General features: G+C 40.2%; 15 protein-coding genes. 10 read left to right on the top strand and 5 right to left on the bottom strand.

The annotated features are described in order from the left end of the window. The first annotated feature begins 60 nt into the window (after positions 1-60). The 6 genes from rplQ (at position 61) to ctlX (ending at position 6,934) form a co-directional block, all read left to right on the top strand. Positions 61-555: a 50S ribosomal protein L17 gene (gene rplQ, locus ACXYMT_RS14690; protein ID WP_459059851.1), complete on the top strand. Its 495-nt coding sequence runs from the start codon at positions 61-63 to the stop codon at positions 553-555. A 179-nt stretch (positions 556-734) separates the two neighbouring features. Further along, entirely contained in the window at positions 735-1,847 is a 1,113-nt protein-coding gene (gene carA, locus ACXYMT_RS14685) for a glutamine-hydrolyzing carbamoyl-phosphate synthase small subunit (RefSeq protein WP_459059850.1), read from the top strand. Between the two features lie 162 nt (positions 1,848-2,009). After that, positions 2,010-3,302 (top strand): phosphopyruvate hydratase, encoded by a 1,293-nt coding sequence (gene eno, locus ACXYMT_RS14680; RefSeq protein ID WP_459059849.1) that lies wholly within the window; start codon positions 2,010-2,012, stop codon positions 3,300-3,302. A gap of 279 nt (positions 3,303-3,581) precedes the next feature. Continuing rightward, positions 3,582-4,871 carry a citrate synthase gene (locus tag ACXYMT_RS14675; protein ID WP_459059848.1) on the top strand — a complete coding sequence of 430 codons (1,290 nt, stop codon included), beginning with the start codon at positions 3,582-3,584 and terminating at the stop codon, positions 4,869-4,871. 211 nt (positions 4,872-5,082) lie between these two features. Then, positions 5,083-5,994 carry a dimethylarginine dimethylaminohydrolase family protein gene (locus tag ACXYMT_RS14670; RefSeq protein ID WP_459059847.1) on the top strand — a complete coding sequence of 304 codons (912 nt, stop codon included), beginning with the start codon at positions 5,083-5,085 and terminating at the stop codon, positions 5,992-5,994. Positions 5,995-6,001: 7 nt separating this feature from the next. Continuing rightward, the gene (ctlX, locus tag ACXYMT_RS14665) at positions 6,002-6,934 is read left to right on the top strand and encodes a citrulline utilization hydrolase CtlX (protein ID WP_459059846.1); all 933 of its coding nucleotides are present in this window, start codon (positions 6,002-6,004) and stop codon (positions 6,932-6,934) included. A gap of 39 nt (positions 6,935-6,973) precedes the next feature. Here ctlX and ACXYMT_RS14660 read toward each other — a convergent pair whose 3' ends face one another. Continuing rightward, entirely contained in the window at positions 6,974-7,408 is a 435-nt protein-coding gene (locus ACXYMT_RS14660) for a hypothetical protein (RefSeq protein ID WP_459059845.1), read from the bottom strand. Between the two features lie 111 nt (positions 7,409-7,519). On the opposite strand from ACXYMT_RS14660, the gene argS reads away from it, so the two are divergent. The 4 genes from argS (at position 7,520) to ACXYMT_RS14640 (ending at position 12,211) form a co-directional block, all read left to right on the top strand. Further along, positions 7,520-9,289, top strand: a complete 1,770-nt coding sequence (gene argS / locus ACXYMT_RS14655; RefSeq protein WP_459059844.1) for an arginine--tRNA ligase — start codon at positions 7,520-7,522, stop codon at positions 9,287-9,289. 231 nt (positions 9,290-9,520) lie between these two features. Continuing rightward, positions 9,521-10,849: a signal recognition particle protein gene (ffh, locus tag ACXYMT_RS14650; protein ID WP_459059843.1), complete on the top strand. Its 1,329-nt coding sequence runs from the start codon at positions 9,521-9,523 to the stop codon at positions 10,847-10,849. A gap of 64 nt (positions 10,850-10,913) precedes the next feature. Continuing rightward, positions 10,914-11,285 (top strand): four helix bundle protein, encoded by a 372-nt coding sequence (locus ACXYMT_RS14645; RefSeq protein WP_459059842.1) that lies wholly within the window; start codon positions 10,914-10,916, stop codon positions 11,283-11,285. Positions 11,286-11,311: 26 nt separating this feature from the next. Next, positions 11,312-12,211: a bifunctional 5,10-methylenetetrahydrofolate dehydrogenase/5,10-methenyltetrahydrofolate cyclohydrolase gene (locus ACXYMT_RS14640; RefSeq protein ID WP_459059841.1), complete on the top strand. Its 900-nt coding sequence runs from the start codon at positions 11,312-11,314 to the stop codon at positions 12,209-12,211. Here the strand turns inward: ACXYMT_RS14640 and ACXYMT_RS14635 are convergent, their stop codons facing one another. The 4 genes from ACXYMT_RS14635 to ACXYMT_RS14620 are packed head-to-tail and all read right to left on the bottom strand — an operon-like array spanning position 12,212 to position 14,340. Then, complete coding sequence (locus ACXYMT_RS14635) at positions 12,212-12,619, bottom strand: YkvA family protein (RefSeq protein WP_459059840.1); 408 nt, start codon at positions 12,617-12,619, stop codon at positions 12,212-12,214. A gap of 19 nt (positions 12,620-12,638) precedes the next feature. Next, entirely contained in the window at positions 12,639-13,658 is a 1,020-nt protein-coding gene (locus ACXYMT_RS14630) for an AI-2E family transporter (RefSeq protein WP_459059839.1), read from the bottom strand. A gap of 13 nt (positions 13,659-13,671) precedes the next feature. Continuing rightward, complete coding sequence (locus ACXYMT_RS14625) at positions 13,672-14,097, bottom strand: VOC family protein (protein ID WP_459059838.1); 426 nt, start codon at positions 14,095-14,097, stop codon at positions 13,672-13,674. Between the two features lie 3 nt (positions 14,098-14,100). Then, entirely contained in the window at positions 14,101-14,340 is a 240-nt protein-coding gene (locus ACXYMT_RS14620; protein ID WP_459059837.1) for a DUF7218 family protein, read from the bottom strand. Between the last annotated feature and the right edge of the window lie 35 nt (positions 14,341-14,375).

Here is a 14,375-nt window from a genome sequence, read left to right as displayed (position 1 = left end):
CAACCATCATAGTCTGCTCCTCAAAAAGGGTCGTAGCAAGATGATGAAACAAAAAATGTCATGAGACACGGAAAAAAAACAAACCACTTAGGTAGACAAACAGCGCATCGCAAGGCGATGTTGGCAAACATGGCTTGTTCTTTAATTGAACATAAAAGAATAAACACCACTGTTGCAAAAGCAAAAGCTTTGAAGCAGTTTGTTGAGCCCTTGGTTACGAAGTCTAAAGAAGACACAACTCACAACAGAAGATTGGTATTTTCAAAATTGCGTGACAAAAATGCAATTTCTGAATTGTTCCGCGAAGTAGCTCCTAAAGTGGGTGATCGTCCGGGTGGATATACTCGTATCATTAAACTGGGTAACAGGTTAGGTGATAATGCAGATATGGCACTTATCGAACTTGTGGATTACAATGAGATCTACAATGTAAACAAGCCGGAGAAGAAAAAATCTACTCGTAGAGCAGGAAGAAGTAAGAAATCTACCGATGCACCTCAGCCGAAGCCGGAAGCTTCTACTGAAGAAAAGAAAACCGAAGGAAACGAGGAATAGCAATGAATCTTTCATCATAAATTTTAAAAAGGATAAGCCATTAAAGCTTATCCTTTTTTTATACCCTATAACCTAGGTCTTCAAAAAAGGTAATTTTAAAGAACATTTTTAAAAGTTAAACCCGCAAAATTATCTCTGTCAAATATGGTAGTTTTGTAAATGATTAATAGGAAGTAATTATGAAATACCAAGCACGCAAAAAAGCCATTCTACTCCTTGAAGACGGCACAATTTTTCACGGAAAAGCTGTTGGCGACAAGGACGGAAAAGCATTTGGGGAAGTTTGTTTCAACACCGGCATGACCGGATACCAGGAAATTTTTACAGATCCTTCTTACTTTGGGCAGATTATTGTTACTACCAATGCTCATATTGGTAACTATGGTGCCAATGAGGAGGAAAAGGAGGCAGAAACTGCCCAGATCTCCGGACTCATTTGTAAGAATTTTAGTTATTATCAAACTCGTCCGGCGGCAGATGAGACTTTGAGACAATTTCTCGACCGCAGTGATCTTTTTGCTATTTCCGATGTGGATACCAGAGCCCTGGTCACCTATATTAGAGAAAATGGAGCTATGAACGCTGTGATTACGACAGAGATTGAGGATCTTGAGGCTCTTAAAAAAGAACTATCTGCAGTACCAGACATGAATGGTCTTGAATTAGCTTCAAAAGTTTCAACAAAGGAGCCGTACTTCTTTGGAGATGAGTCTGCGAGATTTAAAGTGGCAGTTCTTGATATAGGTGTCAAAAAGAGCATTTTAAAGCATCTTTCCAAGAGAGATGTATATTGTAAGGTCTATCCTTATAATACTTCTTATGTCGAAATGAAAGAGTGGGGTGCACAGGGATATTTGTTATCCAATGGTCCCGGAGATCCTCAACCATTAGAGAGCGCAGTCCAGGTTGCAAAAGATATAATTGCAGATGATAAGCCTCTCTTCGGGATTTGTCTTGGTCACCAGGTAATTGCATTAGCTAATGGAATATCTACCTATAAAATGCATCATGGCCACAGGGGGATTAACCATCCCATAATGAATTTGGAGACCGGCAAGGGGGAAATCACCTCACAGAACCATGGATTTTCAGTTAATAAAGAGGAAACAGAAGCCCACCCTGAAGTTGTGGTAACGCACACCCATCTCAATGACGGTACAGTGGCCGGGATCAGACTTAAGAACAAAAACTGTTTTTCGGTCCAGTATCATCCCGAGGCTAGTCCGGGACCAAATGATGCCCACTATCTCTTCGATGAATTCATTCACAATCTAATAAAAGAGAAGCAATAATTTAAATCCCCGCAATAGCGGGGATTTCTTTTTCTGCTATAACGTATTCGTTAATAAATTTCTCCTAATTCCTATGAACTAAAGGCTTAGCCTTTTACTATTTTTTTGAAGTATTCGTATCTTGCAGTACCAAAAAAAGAAAATTAATTAAAAATAGACCATATGAGCATAATTATAAATATTCATGCACGTCAAATTTTTGATTCCCGAGGGAATCCGACAGTAGAAGTTGACGTAGAAACAGAGAACGGAATTGTAGGAAGAGCGGCAGTGCCTTCGGGGGCATCAACAGGAGAACATGAAGCAGTAGAGCTTCGTGACGGTGGTGATGCTTACATGGGTAAAGGAGTGTCTAAAGCAGTAAAAAATGTGAACGAGATTATTGCTGAAGAACTGCTGGGTTATTCTGTCTTTGATCAAAATATCATTGATCAAGCAATGATAGAATTAGATGGAACTTCAAATAAATCAAAGCTTGGAGCTAATGCCATTCTCGGCGTTTCTCTTGCAGTGGCAAAAGCAGCAGCAAATGAGCTGAATATGCCTCTTTACCGATACGTTGGTGGGGTAAGTGCCAATACACTTCCTGTTCCAATGATGAATATTATTAATGGGGGATCTCACAGTGATGCTCCTATTGCATTTCAGGAGTTCATGGTAATGCCGGTAAAGGCAAATAATTTTTCCGAAGCATTGAAAATGGGTACAGAGATCTTTCATAATTTAAAGAAAGTACTCCACGAAAGAGGATTAAGTACAGCTGTTGGAGATGAAGGTGGATTTGCGCCCACTCTGGACGGGACGGAAGATGCCTTGGATACGATTTTGCAGTCTATCAAGAATGCAGGTTATAAACCGGGTGAAGAAGTTATGATCGCTCTGGACTGTGCTGCCGCCGAATTCTATGTAAATGGAAAATATGATTATACCAAATTCGAGGGAGAGTCAGGAAAAGTAAGAAGCAGTGAAGAGCAGGCGGAATATCTTGCAGAATTAGCTTCTAAATATCCTATTATCTCTATTGAGGACGGGATGGATGAAAATGACTGGGATGGCTGGAAAGCCCTTACCGAAAAGGTAGGTGATAAGGTGCAGTTGGTTGGAGATGACCTCTTTGTAACAAATGTTGAACGTCTTTCCCGTGGAATTGAGAATAAAATAGCTAATTCTATTCTTATTAAAGTTAACCAGATTGGAACATTGACCGAAACTATCTCGGCTGTGAATATGGCGCACAATGCCGGCTATACTTCTGTAATGTCACACCGTTCCGGAGAAACGGAAGATAACACTATTGCCGATCTTGCAGTAGCTCTTAACACCGGACAAATCAAAACAGGATCTGCTTCCCGAAGTGATCGTATGGCAAAATATAATCAGCTACTTCGTATTGAGGAGGAGTTAGGAAGTGTTGCATATTTTCCGCAGGAAAAAGCTTTTAAGATCCAGAAATAACAACTTTTCCATCTTTCAATTGAAGCCCTTCACCGTCGTGAGGGGCTTTTCTTATAAAGATATGATCCTCGTCATTTTTTTAAAAGTATTGGCTAGTTAATTTTAAAAGGTTCATTATTAGAGGACAAGAGTCAAGAAGTCCTGCTGTTACTAAACTTTTCTGTGCAATTTCCTATTCTTTTGAAGTCCAGGAAAAGGAATTTCAGTCCCCAAAAATCTGGACAGAATTTTGTAAATTAGCAATCCTTAAAATAAATCATAAGCAAATCCATAAAAAATATGTCAAAAGTAGCTACACTAAAGATAGATGGAAAGACCTATGACCTGCCCTTGGTTGTTGGCACAGAGAAAGAAGTTGCCCTGGATATTACTTCATTAAGGGGCCAGAGCGGGGCTGTCACCCTGGATCCCGGATATAAAAATACCGGCTCTTGCGAGAGTGCAATAACTTTTTTGGATGGAGAAGAAGGCATCTTGAGGTACCGCGGATATTCCATCGAGGAATTAGCTGAAAAAGCTGATTTCCTGGAAGTAGCTTACCTGTTAATCTTTGGAGAACTCCCAACAGAAATTCAACTTCAAAAGTTCAATACCGATATTCTTGATCAAAGTATTGTAAATGAGGATATGAAAACTGTTTTAAAAGGTTTTCCTAATTCAGCTCACCCTATGGGAGTTCTATCATCTCTTACGAGTGCCCTTACTGCATTTAATCCAAAATCGGTCAATGTAGAATCTGAAGAGGATATGTACAAGGCCATTGTAAAGATCCTTGCAAAGTTTCCTGTATTGGCTGCCTGGACTTTGCGTAAGAAGAATGATCAGGTGCTTTATAATAAAGATACAAACATCGGCTACGTAGAAAGTTTGCTTAAAATGATGTTTCAGGATGACAATCCTAAGAAGAACTACAAGCAGAACAAAGTTGTAGTCAATGCATTAGATAAGTTACTCATTCTTCATGCAGATCACGAACAGAACTGTTCTACTTCAACGGTTAGAATAGTTGGTTCATCGCATGCAGGTTTATTTGCTTCCATTTCTGCAGGGGTTTCTGCGCTTTGGGGACCACTTCACGGTGGCGCAAACCAGGCTGTGATCGAAATGCTTGAGGAAATAAAAGCAGATGGAGGAGATACCTCTAAATTTATAGCTAAAGCAAAAGATAAAGATGATCCCTTTAGATTGATGGGCTTTGGTCACAGGGTTTATAAGAACTTTGATCCAAGAGCCAGAATTATTAAAAAGGCTGCCGATGAAGTTCTTGGACAATTAGGAGTTGAGGATCCAATCCTTGAAATTGCTAAAGGGCTTGAAAAAGCTGCATTGGAAGATCAATATTTTATTGACAGAAAACTTTATCCAAATGTTGATTTCTATTCTGGAATCATTTATCGTGCAATGGGAATACCGACAGAAATGTTTACTGTAATGTTTGCTGTAGGACGTCTGCCGGGTTGGATTGCTCAATGGAGAGAAATGAGACTTAGAAAAGAGCCCATTGGTCGTCCAAGACAGATCTACATTGGAGAAACTAAAAGATCTTTTAAAGAGATCGAGAATAGGTAATATCTGCAAAAGGTTTAGTTTAAAAGCTCCGCAATATGCGGAGCTTTTTGGTTAGTGGCAATTTCTACTTTTTTAAAAAATATTTTTCTTATTATCTGCCGACAAAAATTAAAAGGACAAAAGAACTTCTGAAGATGTGCTTTAAACAAAGCCTTTTTACCTCCTTTTAGGCATGATTCCTTTTACTATATTTGCAGCAAATTTAGGGGATATGAAACTGAAAATAAAAAACGAAACTTCACGGTTGAGAGCAGTAGTACTCGGAACAGCCGTAAGTCCTGGACCTACACCCGATTACGAGAATGCTTACGATCCAAAATCGGCTGAACATATCAAAGCCGGTACTTATCCTGTAGAAGAGGATGTGGTCAAGGAAATGGAAGCTGTACGGGAAGTTCTTGAGAAGTACGATGTTACCGTTTACAGGCCCAAGCTGGTAAAGGATCTGAACCAGATCTTTACTCGTGATATCGCCTTTGTAATTGATGATAAATTTATCAAAGCCAATATTCTACCCGACAGGGAGGAGGAAATTGAAGCTATTTCGTATGTTATTGATAAAATAAATAAGGACAAAGTATTTTCTCTGCCCGAGGATGCTCACGTTGAAGGAGGAGATGTGATGCTGTATGATGATTATCTTTTTGTAGGTGCTTATTATGGTGAAGATTACCCTCAATTCATTACGGCGCGAACTAACTTAAAAGGAGTAGAGCATCTCCGGGAAATGTTTCCTAATAAAAAGGTGAAATCTTTTAATCTAAGAAAATCTAATACCGAAGCTCGTGATAACGCTCTACACCTGGATTGCTGTTTCCAGCCGGTAGGGAAAGGTAAAGCTATAATTTATAAAGATGGTTTTCTTGATCAGGAAGAATATCAATGGCTTGTTGATCTTTTCGGAAAAGAGAACATCTTTGAAATCACTCGTCAGGAAATGTATGATATGAATTCCAACGTCTTCTCAATTTCTGAAGACGTAGTGATCTCCGAAAGAAATTTCACCCGACTCAATACCTGGCTTAGAGAGAATGGCATGATAGTGGAAGAGGTACCATACGCCGAAATTGCCAAACAAGAAGGATTGTTGAGATGTTCAACTTTACCTCTAATAAGAGATTAAAATTTTAATGAGACAGATCACAGATACAGTTTTAATGGTGCGGCCGGTTGCTTTTAGAATGAATGAGCAAACGGCTGTAAATAATTATTTCCAGGAAGGTCTGCACCTGGACAATGAGCAGATCAATAGAAAAGCTCAGGAGGAATTTGATGCCTTTGTAGAAAAGCTTAGAGGTGTAGGAGTAAACGTTATCACAGTGGATGATGATGAAAAACTTGATACCCCCGATTCCATTTTCCCAAACAATTGGGTTACCTTTCATGAAGATGCTACAGCTGCGCTCTATCCTCTCTTTGCAGAAAATCGCAGAAGGGAGCGTCGTGCAGAGGTCTTTGAAAAGATCGAAGCTGAAGGTTACTTAATCAAAGATGTAATTGACTACACCAGTGCCGAGGAGGAGGAGCTTTTCCTCGAATCCACCGGGGTTTTAATTCTGGATCGAATACATGAAAAAGCATATTGTGCCCTTTCTCCAAGAGCTAATGAAGAATTGCTCATAGAGTTTTGTGAAGATTTTGAGCTTACTCCTGTAATTTTTAATGCTTATCAGGATGTAGATGGGCGCAGGATGCCGATTTACCATACCAACGTGATGATGTGCCTGGCAGAAAATTTTGCGGTGATCTGTTTAGACAGTATAGATGATCCCAAAGAGCGAAAGAATGTGGTGAAGCATTTGAAAACAGATGGCAAAGAGATCATACAGATATCAGAAGCTCAACTGCATCATTATGCAGGAAATATGCTGCAGGTGCAGGGTGCTGAAGGAAAGAAATATTTGGTGATGAGTGAAGCTGCAAGAAAAAGCCTACTTCCGGTTCAAATAGCTGCTATTGAAAAACATTGCGAGATCTTAAGTAGTGATCTCACCACAATTGAAACTTGTGGAGGAGGTAGTGCCCGCTGTATGTTAGCCGAAGTTTTCCTTCCAAAAAAATAAAAATAAGAGCCCTTTCAAAAAGGGCTTTTTTCATACCCTTTATTCCTGGTCCTCAATTCTCGGCAGGGCTTGATCTGCTTTAAAATGACGTAGCTTTTTTATAAAGCTGTGGACTTCCGGCTGGTTAGCACCGGCATGGATCTTTATGAAGTAATTGTCCTTGTAGAATGAGTATTCTTCTGCGCGGCCTTTATAGATCTTCAGTTTGTAGAAAGGTACCACGAGCGAGTAGGTCTCCCCGGCGGCTCTAAAGCTAATTAGGATTCCCTTTGGTCGCATCTCCAAATTGCAGTTGCTCTGTCCTTCGTTAAGAACAAGCAAATTATAGATCTCAATGCTCGCTGCGGTGATGGGAAGGTCGCTTAGGCTTGTACTTTCTAATTCCTGTCTTTTGGAAAGATCAAAAGGCTTGCCTACCAGCTCATTAATTTCTTCTCTATTATCGCTAAAGTCACGGGAAATATTCAGTAGCATGTTCTTTTTTCTAAAGGTAAGCATTTGCGATTAAACGCTTTAACCAAGCTTAAAATTCTGTTATCTTTGCAGCTTCCTGTAGTTACCTGCAGGGCTTATAATTCGAGAAAAATGAATGTTCAAGAGACACTTTCGGTTCAGGTAAAAGAAGCGGTAAAGAATATATATCAGGTAGAGATCGAATCGGTAGAATTCCAGCCTACGAGAAAGGATTTTGAGGGTGATATTACCCTCGTAACTTTCCCCATGCTAAGGCAGGTGAGGACAAATCCGGTACAGTTAGGGGAGGCTATTGGAAACTATCTTGTGGAAAACAACAGGGAGATTAAGAAATTTAATGTGGTTCAGGGCTTTCTAAATATTGTGCTTGATGATCAGTATTACCTTAATTTCTTCGGAAAAATTAAGGATGATCCTAACTTCGGAAGAACTGCAGCAGGAGAGGATTCTTTAATGGTGGAATATTCTTCTCCCAATACCAATAAGCCGTTGCATTTAGGTCACATCAGAAATAACCTTTTAGGGTACTCTGTTTCTGAAATTTTAAAGGCTTCAGGAAAGAAGGTTTATAAGACCCAGATTATCAATGATCGCGGAATCCATATCTGTAAGTCCATGCTCGCCTGGCAGCGTTTTGGTCATGATGAGACACCTGAAACTTCAGGCTTGAAAGGGGATAAGCTGGTTGGGAACTACTATGTGAAGTTCGACAAGGCCTATAAGGAAGAGGTTTCTTACCTCGTAGCCCAGGGGAAATCTGAAGAAGAGGCAAAGGCTGAAGCTCCTATTTTAAAAGACGCTCAGAATATGCTTCGCCAATGGGAAGCGGGAGACAAAGAGGTGGTGGAGCTGTGGAAAACCATGAATCAATGGGTCTATGATGGTTTCGAGGAAACTTATAAAAAACTCGGAGTTGATTTCGATAAGAATTACTACGAAAGTAATACCTATCTTCTGGGAAAAGATGTAGTGAGCGAAGGTCTTGAAAAAGGGGTTTTTTACCGCAAGGACGATGGCAGCATTTGGATAGATCTTACAGATGAAGGTCTTGACGAGAAGATAGTTCTTCGAAGTGATGGAACTGCCGTTTACATGACTCAGGATATAGGAACTGCTATTCAGCGAGTGCAGGATTTTCATATCAATGGGATGGTCTACACGGTAGGAAATGAACAGGATTACCACTTCAAAGTCCTCTTTTTGATCCTGAAGAAGCTTGGTTATGAATGGGCCGAAAACCTTTACCACCTTAGTTATGGAATGGTGGATCTTCCTTCCGGAAAAATGAAAAGTCGGGAGGGAACAGTTGTCGATGCCGATGATCTCATTGAAGAGATGACCGCTACCGCTCAAAAGATCTCTGAGGAACTTGGGAAACTTGACGGCTATTCTGAAGAGGAAAAGGAAGAGCTATACCGAATTATCGGACTCGGAGCTTTAAAATATTATATCCTGAAAGTAGATCCCCGAAAGCGTATCCTTTTTAATCCTGAAGAATCTGTAGATTTTCAAGGGAACACAGGTCCTTTTATTCAGTACACCTATGCGAGGATACAGTCTATCCTTAGAAAAGCTGATTTTGACTACAGTGAATCTATTTATGCATATGAGCTCAATGAAAAGGAAAAACAGCTGATCAAGCAACTGCAACTCTATCCTGTAACAGTTCAATTGGCAGCAGAAAATTTCAGTCCGGCATTAATCGCCAATTATACATATGAATTGGTGAAGGAATTCAATAGCTTCTATCAAAATGTCACTATTTTAGGTACCGAAGATGAGAAAGAGAAGCAGTTCAGAGTTCAGTTGTCTAAAGCTGTTGGAAATGTGATCAAATCTTCTTTTGCGCTACTTGGAATTCAGGTACCCGAGAGAATGTAAATCGATTTACCAAGGTAGAAGTACGAAATTAGGAGTAATGAAATATAAGAGGTGTCAAAAATGTCACTTTTGACACCTCTTTCGGAAAATTTTTTTCAGAAGAAAATTCCGGAAAAAATAAAGAATTTTTGGAGCAGATGTGAAGTTGAAAAAGTTTTCACTTCAGCCTCAAATCATTAAATTTGCAACGATCGGTGAAAACCGGCAGCTCATAAAATTGGAGAAAAGATTATGTTCGAAAGTTTAAGCGATAAATTAGATAATGCCTTACACGTCTTAAAGGGACATGGGCAAATCACTGAAGTTAACGTAGCCGAAACTCTTAAGGAAGTTAGGCGTGCTCTTGTAGATGCCGATGTTAACTATAAAATTGCCAAGGAATTTACTACTACGGTAAAGGAAAAGGCGCTGGGGCAGAACGTGCTTACCGCTTTAAAGCCAGGGCAAATGATGGTTAAGCTCGTAAAAGACGAGCTTACCCAATTGATGGGTGGTGATGCCGAAGGAATTAATCTCTCAGGTAATCCTTCTGTGATTTTGATGTCGGGTCTGCAGGGTAGTGGTAAAACTACTTTTTCGGGAAAACTGGCAAATTATCTTAAAACCAAGAAATCAAAAAATCCTCTTTTAGTAGCTTGTGACGTTTACCGTCCTGCAGCGATCAATCAGTTGCACGTAGTTGGAGATCAGGTTGGAGTTGAGGTATTCAGTGATGAAGGTAATAAGGATCCGGTTGCGATTTCCAAAGCTGCTATTGCTCATGCAAAAGCTAACGGGCACAATGTAGTGATCATCGATACCGCGGGTCGTCTTGCTGTTGATGAGGCGATGATGACCGAGATAGCAAATATTCATAGCGCGATTCAGCCGCAGGAAACTTTGTTTGTTGTGGATTCCATGACAGGGCAGGATGCCGTGAATACAGCAAAAGCCTTTAACGACCGACTTAATTTTGACGGAGTAATCCTAACGAAACTTGATGGTGATACTCGCGGTGGTGCGGCCATTTCGATTAAATCGGTAGTAAATAAACCAATCAAATTTATTGGTACGGGTGAAAAAATGGACGCTATTGATGTGTTCTATCCTTCCCGTATGGCCGATCGAATTCTGGGAATGGGAGACGTTGTTTCCCTTGTAGAAAGAGCACAGGAGCAATACGATGAGGAGGAAGCCAGAAAGCTTCAGAAGAAGATTGCCAAAAATGAATTTGGATTTGATGATTTCCTGAATCAGCTTCAGCAGATCAAGAAGATGGGATCCATGAAAGACCTGATGGGCATGATTCCCGGTGCCGGTAAAATGCTTAAGGATGTGGAGATCGATGATGATGCCTTTAAGCCTATCGAAGCTATTATTCATTCCATGACTCCGGCAGAGCGCTCCAAGCCATCAATCATAAATGCATCGCGTAAGAAGAGAATAGGTAAAGGCTCAGGTACTTCGGTTCAACAGGTAAACCAGTTGCTGAAGCAGTTCAACCAAATGAGTAAAATGATGAAGATGATGCAAGGCGGCGGTGGCCGTAAGATGATGCAGATGATGAAAGGAATGAAGTAGTTGAAATTTTTCAGTAGCAGTGCGCAGTGTTTAGTGGGCAGTAATGATTAAGCAAAATTGATAGATGAGTTTTAAAAGTTTACTGGCCTATCAAAAAGCTTTTGCCCTCGCCATGGAGATTTTTAAACTGTCAAAATCTTTTCCTGTCGAAGAAAGATTTGCATTGACTACTCAGATTGTAAGATCCTCCAGAAGTGTTTGTGCTACAATTTCAGAAGCCTATAGGAAAAGAGAATACGTAAAGCACTATAAAAGTAAACTAACAGATGCCGATAGTGAGAATTCAGAAACACAGCTTTGGCTGGATTTTGCTCTTGCTTGTCGATATATTTCTGAAGAAAAATATCATGGCTTGCAGGATCAAAGCCTGCAGGTTGGAAGATTAATACATTTCATGATCAATAATCCAGGAAAGTTTGGAGTCCAAGACTGCTAACTGCCCACTAATAACTGCGTACTAAGATGACTCTCCTCGACGGTAAGAAATTAAGCAACGAAATTCAGGAAGAAATTGCCCTGGAAGTTCAAAAAATGAAAGAACGTGGGGAGAAGGTCCCACATCTTGCAGCGATAATTGTTGGAAATGACGGTGCCAGTCTCACTTATGTTAACAGTAAAGTACAGGCCTGTAAACGTGTGGGTTTTGAATCTTCTGAATATCGCATGTCTTCCAATACCAGCGAACTGGAACTGTTAGCGAAGATCGAAGAGCTCAATGCCAATGATGATATTGATGGATTCATCGTGCAATTGCCACTTCCTCCACAAATTAACACTCAAAAAGTGCTTTTAGCAGTAAGTCCAGATAAGGATGTTGATGGATTCCATCCTACAAATTTTGGAAAAATGTCATTGGACATGACTTCTTTCATACCGGCAACACCTTTTGGAATTCTTGAAATGTTGGAGCGTTATGAGATCCCGACCAAAGGCAAACATACTTGTGTAATAGGACGGAGCTATATTGTGGGGAGACCTATGAGTATTTTGATGGGAAGACAAGGTTTTCCCGGCAATTCTACTGTTACTCTTACTCACGAATTCACCAAAAACATCACTCAAATAACTTCCCAGGCTGACATTATCATTATCGCTGTTGGCATTCCAAACTTCCTGAAAGCTGAAATGGTCAAGGACGACGCTGTGGTAATCGATGTGGGCATCACCAGAGTTCCCGATGATTCTAAGCCAAAAGGTTACAGGATAACCGGTGACGTAGATTTCGAAAATGTATCCAAGAAAGCAAGCTATATTACACCGGTGCCTGGTGGAGTAGGTCCCATGACTATAGCCATGCTTCTCAAAAATACTTTACTGGCAAGGGAAACCCACCGGACAAGGGAGAAAGAATTAAAGAGTTAATTAAGAATTCAACATCTTAGCTTCGTCTATTTTCCAGTCAAGATAGGCATGTAGATCGGATTCTATAAACCGTATAGCTACCGTGAAAAGTGCGAAATCATCTACATATCCAACTCCGGGGAGAAAATCGGGTAACATATCCATTGGATTAAAGACGTAAAGTAAAGTCAAACCTATTGCTGCAATGGTGAACCACGGTGGAGATGTATATTCTCCTTTCCGGTAATCCTGGAGCATACCAAACATCAGCTTTCCAAGCTCTGCGTATTTTTTCATACCGGAGCCTTTTAATTTCTTGTCTATTGCTTTTTTGTTCTTCATGACCATATCAAGGTCTCCGTCATCAACATTAGAGATTTCCGTTTGAAGGTAATCTTTGTTGATTTTCTTTTTTACATTTTCGAGCATAGCAAAGTTTTTTAGAGGGTTACAATTTGTTTTCCGTTTTTCCGTATTCGTGCTTGTATATCTTTAAGATAAGCAAAAACAGTGATACGAGCAAAGGGCCGAATATAAGTCCTATGAAACCAAAGAGCGGAACTCCTACCACTACACCAAAAAGTGTTATTAAAGGATGAACACTTGCCAGTCGGTTGAGGATATAAAGCCGCAGAATGTTATCTGTAATTCCCACTATCACAAATCCATAAATGATAATAAAAATAGCCTGCCACTCCATTCCCATGGAATAGAGCAAGATCGTTACCGGAACGATTCCAATTGCAGTTCCTATGAACGGCACCATGGCTCCAATTGCTGTGATCACGAACCAAAAGAGGGGATCGGGGACACCTACAATGAGATAACCAATTAAAGCTACAACTCCCTGAAAAAAAGCAACTAAAGGAATTCCCAGAGCATTTGACTTCACCATTTCATCACCTTCATTTCCAATAACTTCCAGGTTATCCTCTCCCAGTGGGATATAAGAAACCACCATTTTCTTGAGATCATTCCTGTTCATCAACATGTAGTACAACAGAAAGTACATGATACTAATTGCAATGAAGGCATTAAAAGTGCCGGCCCCCAGGCTTTGCAAATTGTTGGATAACCAATCTGCAACACGGGCAGAATCAATACTCTTACTTATGTCGTAGCCTATATAGACCTCAGCTTCGTTGATCTGATCCTTGATTGCCTGTATAACCATTTCAGAATTAGCAACGGCTTTACCAATTTTTGAAGTCAGCATAATTACCGTGAGGGTAATAGGTACAAGAATCCCTACAAAGGAGAGGAACATGAGGAAAGAGGCTGCCAATACAGGTTGCCAATTTCTGGAAATCAGCCAACCCATTGGTTTTCTCATGACCACGTAAAGGGTAATTGCTCCTAATATTCCTGAGAGGTACGGTAGAACCTCCCGAAAGATCAAAACCAGAAGAAATATTATGAGAAGTAGTACGAACAATTGCCGTACTAAAGACGGCTTTAATCTATTCATTTAGTTGAGGTAGTTATTTCGCGAATAATTGGTCTATGTTTTTAAAAGCCTTGAATTCAAGTGCGTTGCCGCAGGGATCTTTAAAAAACATTGTTGCCTGCTCTCCCACCTGTCCTTCAAAGCGTATATATGGTTCAATAACAAAATCAATTTCTTTACTTCTAAGCTTCCCGGAAAAATCCTGAAAGGTATCCCAGTCCAGTACCACTCCAAAATGAGGAATAGGTACGTCTTTCCCGTCTACGGGATTACTTCCGGTATTTCTTTCTTCAGAAGCGGCTTTGTAATGGATGACCACTTGATGGCCAAAGAAGTTGAAGTCGACCCAATGGTCACTGCTTCTGCCTTCTTCACAGCCTAAAACTTCTCTATAAAATACTCTGGCCTTCTCCAGGTTGTCTACCGGGATGGCTAAATGAAATGGTTGTATCTTTTGCATTTTCTAATGATTACGTAAGGCGCTGATCAATTCTTTTTTACTCATTTTTGATCGACCTTCAATACCTACTTCCTTAGCTTTTTTGTAGAGTTCATCTTTGCTGCGATCTTCATATTTTCCGGCCTTACCACCTTTCTTACCTGAATCTGAAGAATTGGCGATCCTGGCTGCTTTTTCCTTGCTCGCGCCTTTGTCTCTTAAAGCTTCGTACTGGTCTTCGTTCTTAATTCGATTGTCTGGCATAACTTTTTTCTTAAAATTAAGCAGATATGCCAGAT

It is taken from the genome of Salinimicrobium sp. CAU 1759 (assembly GCF_054482715.1).
Note: the sequence above shows the minus strand (reverse complement) of the source record. Positions and strands in the feature narration are given on the sequence as shown.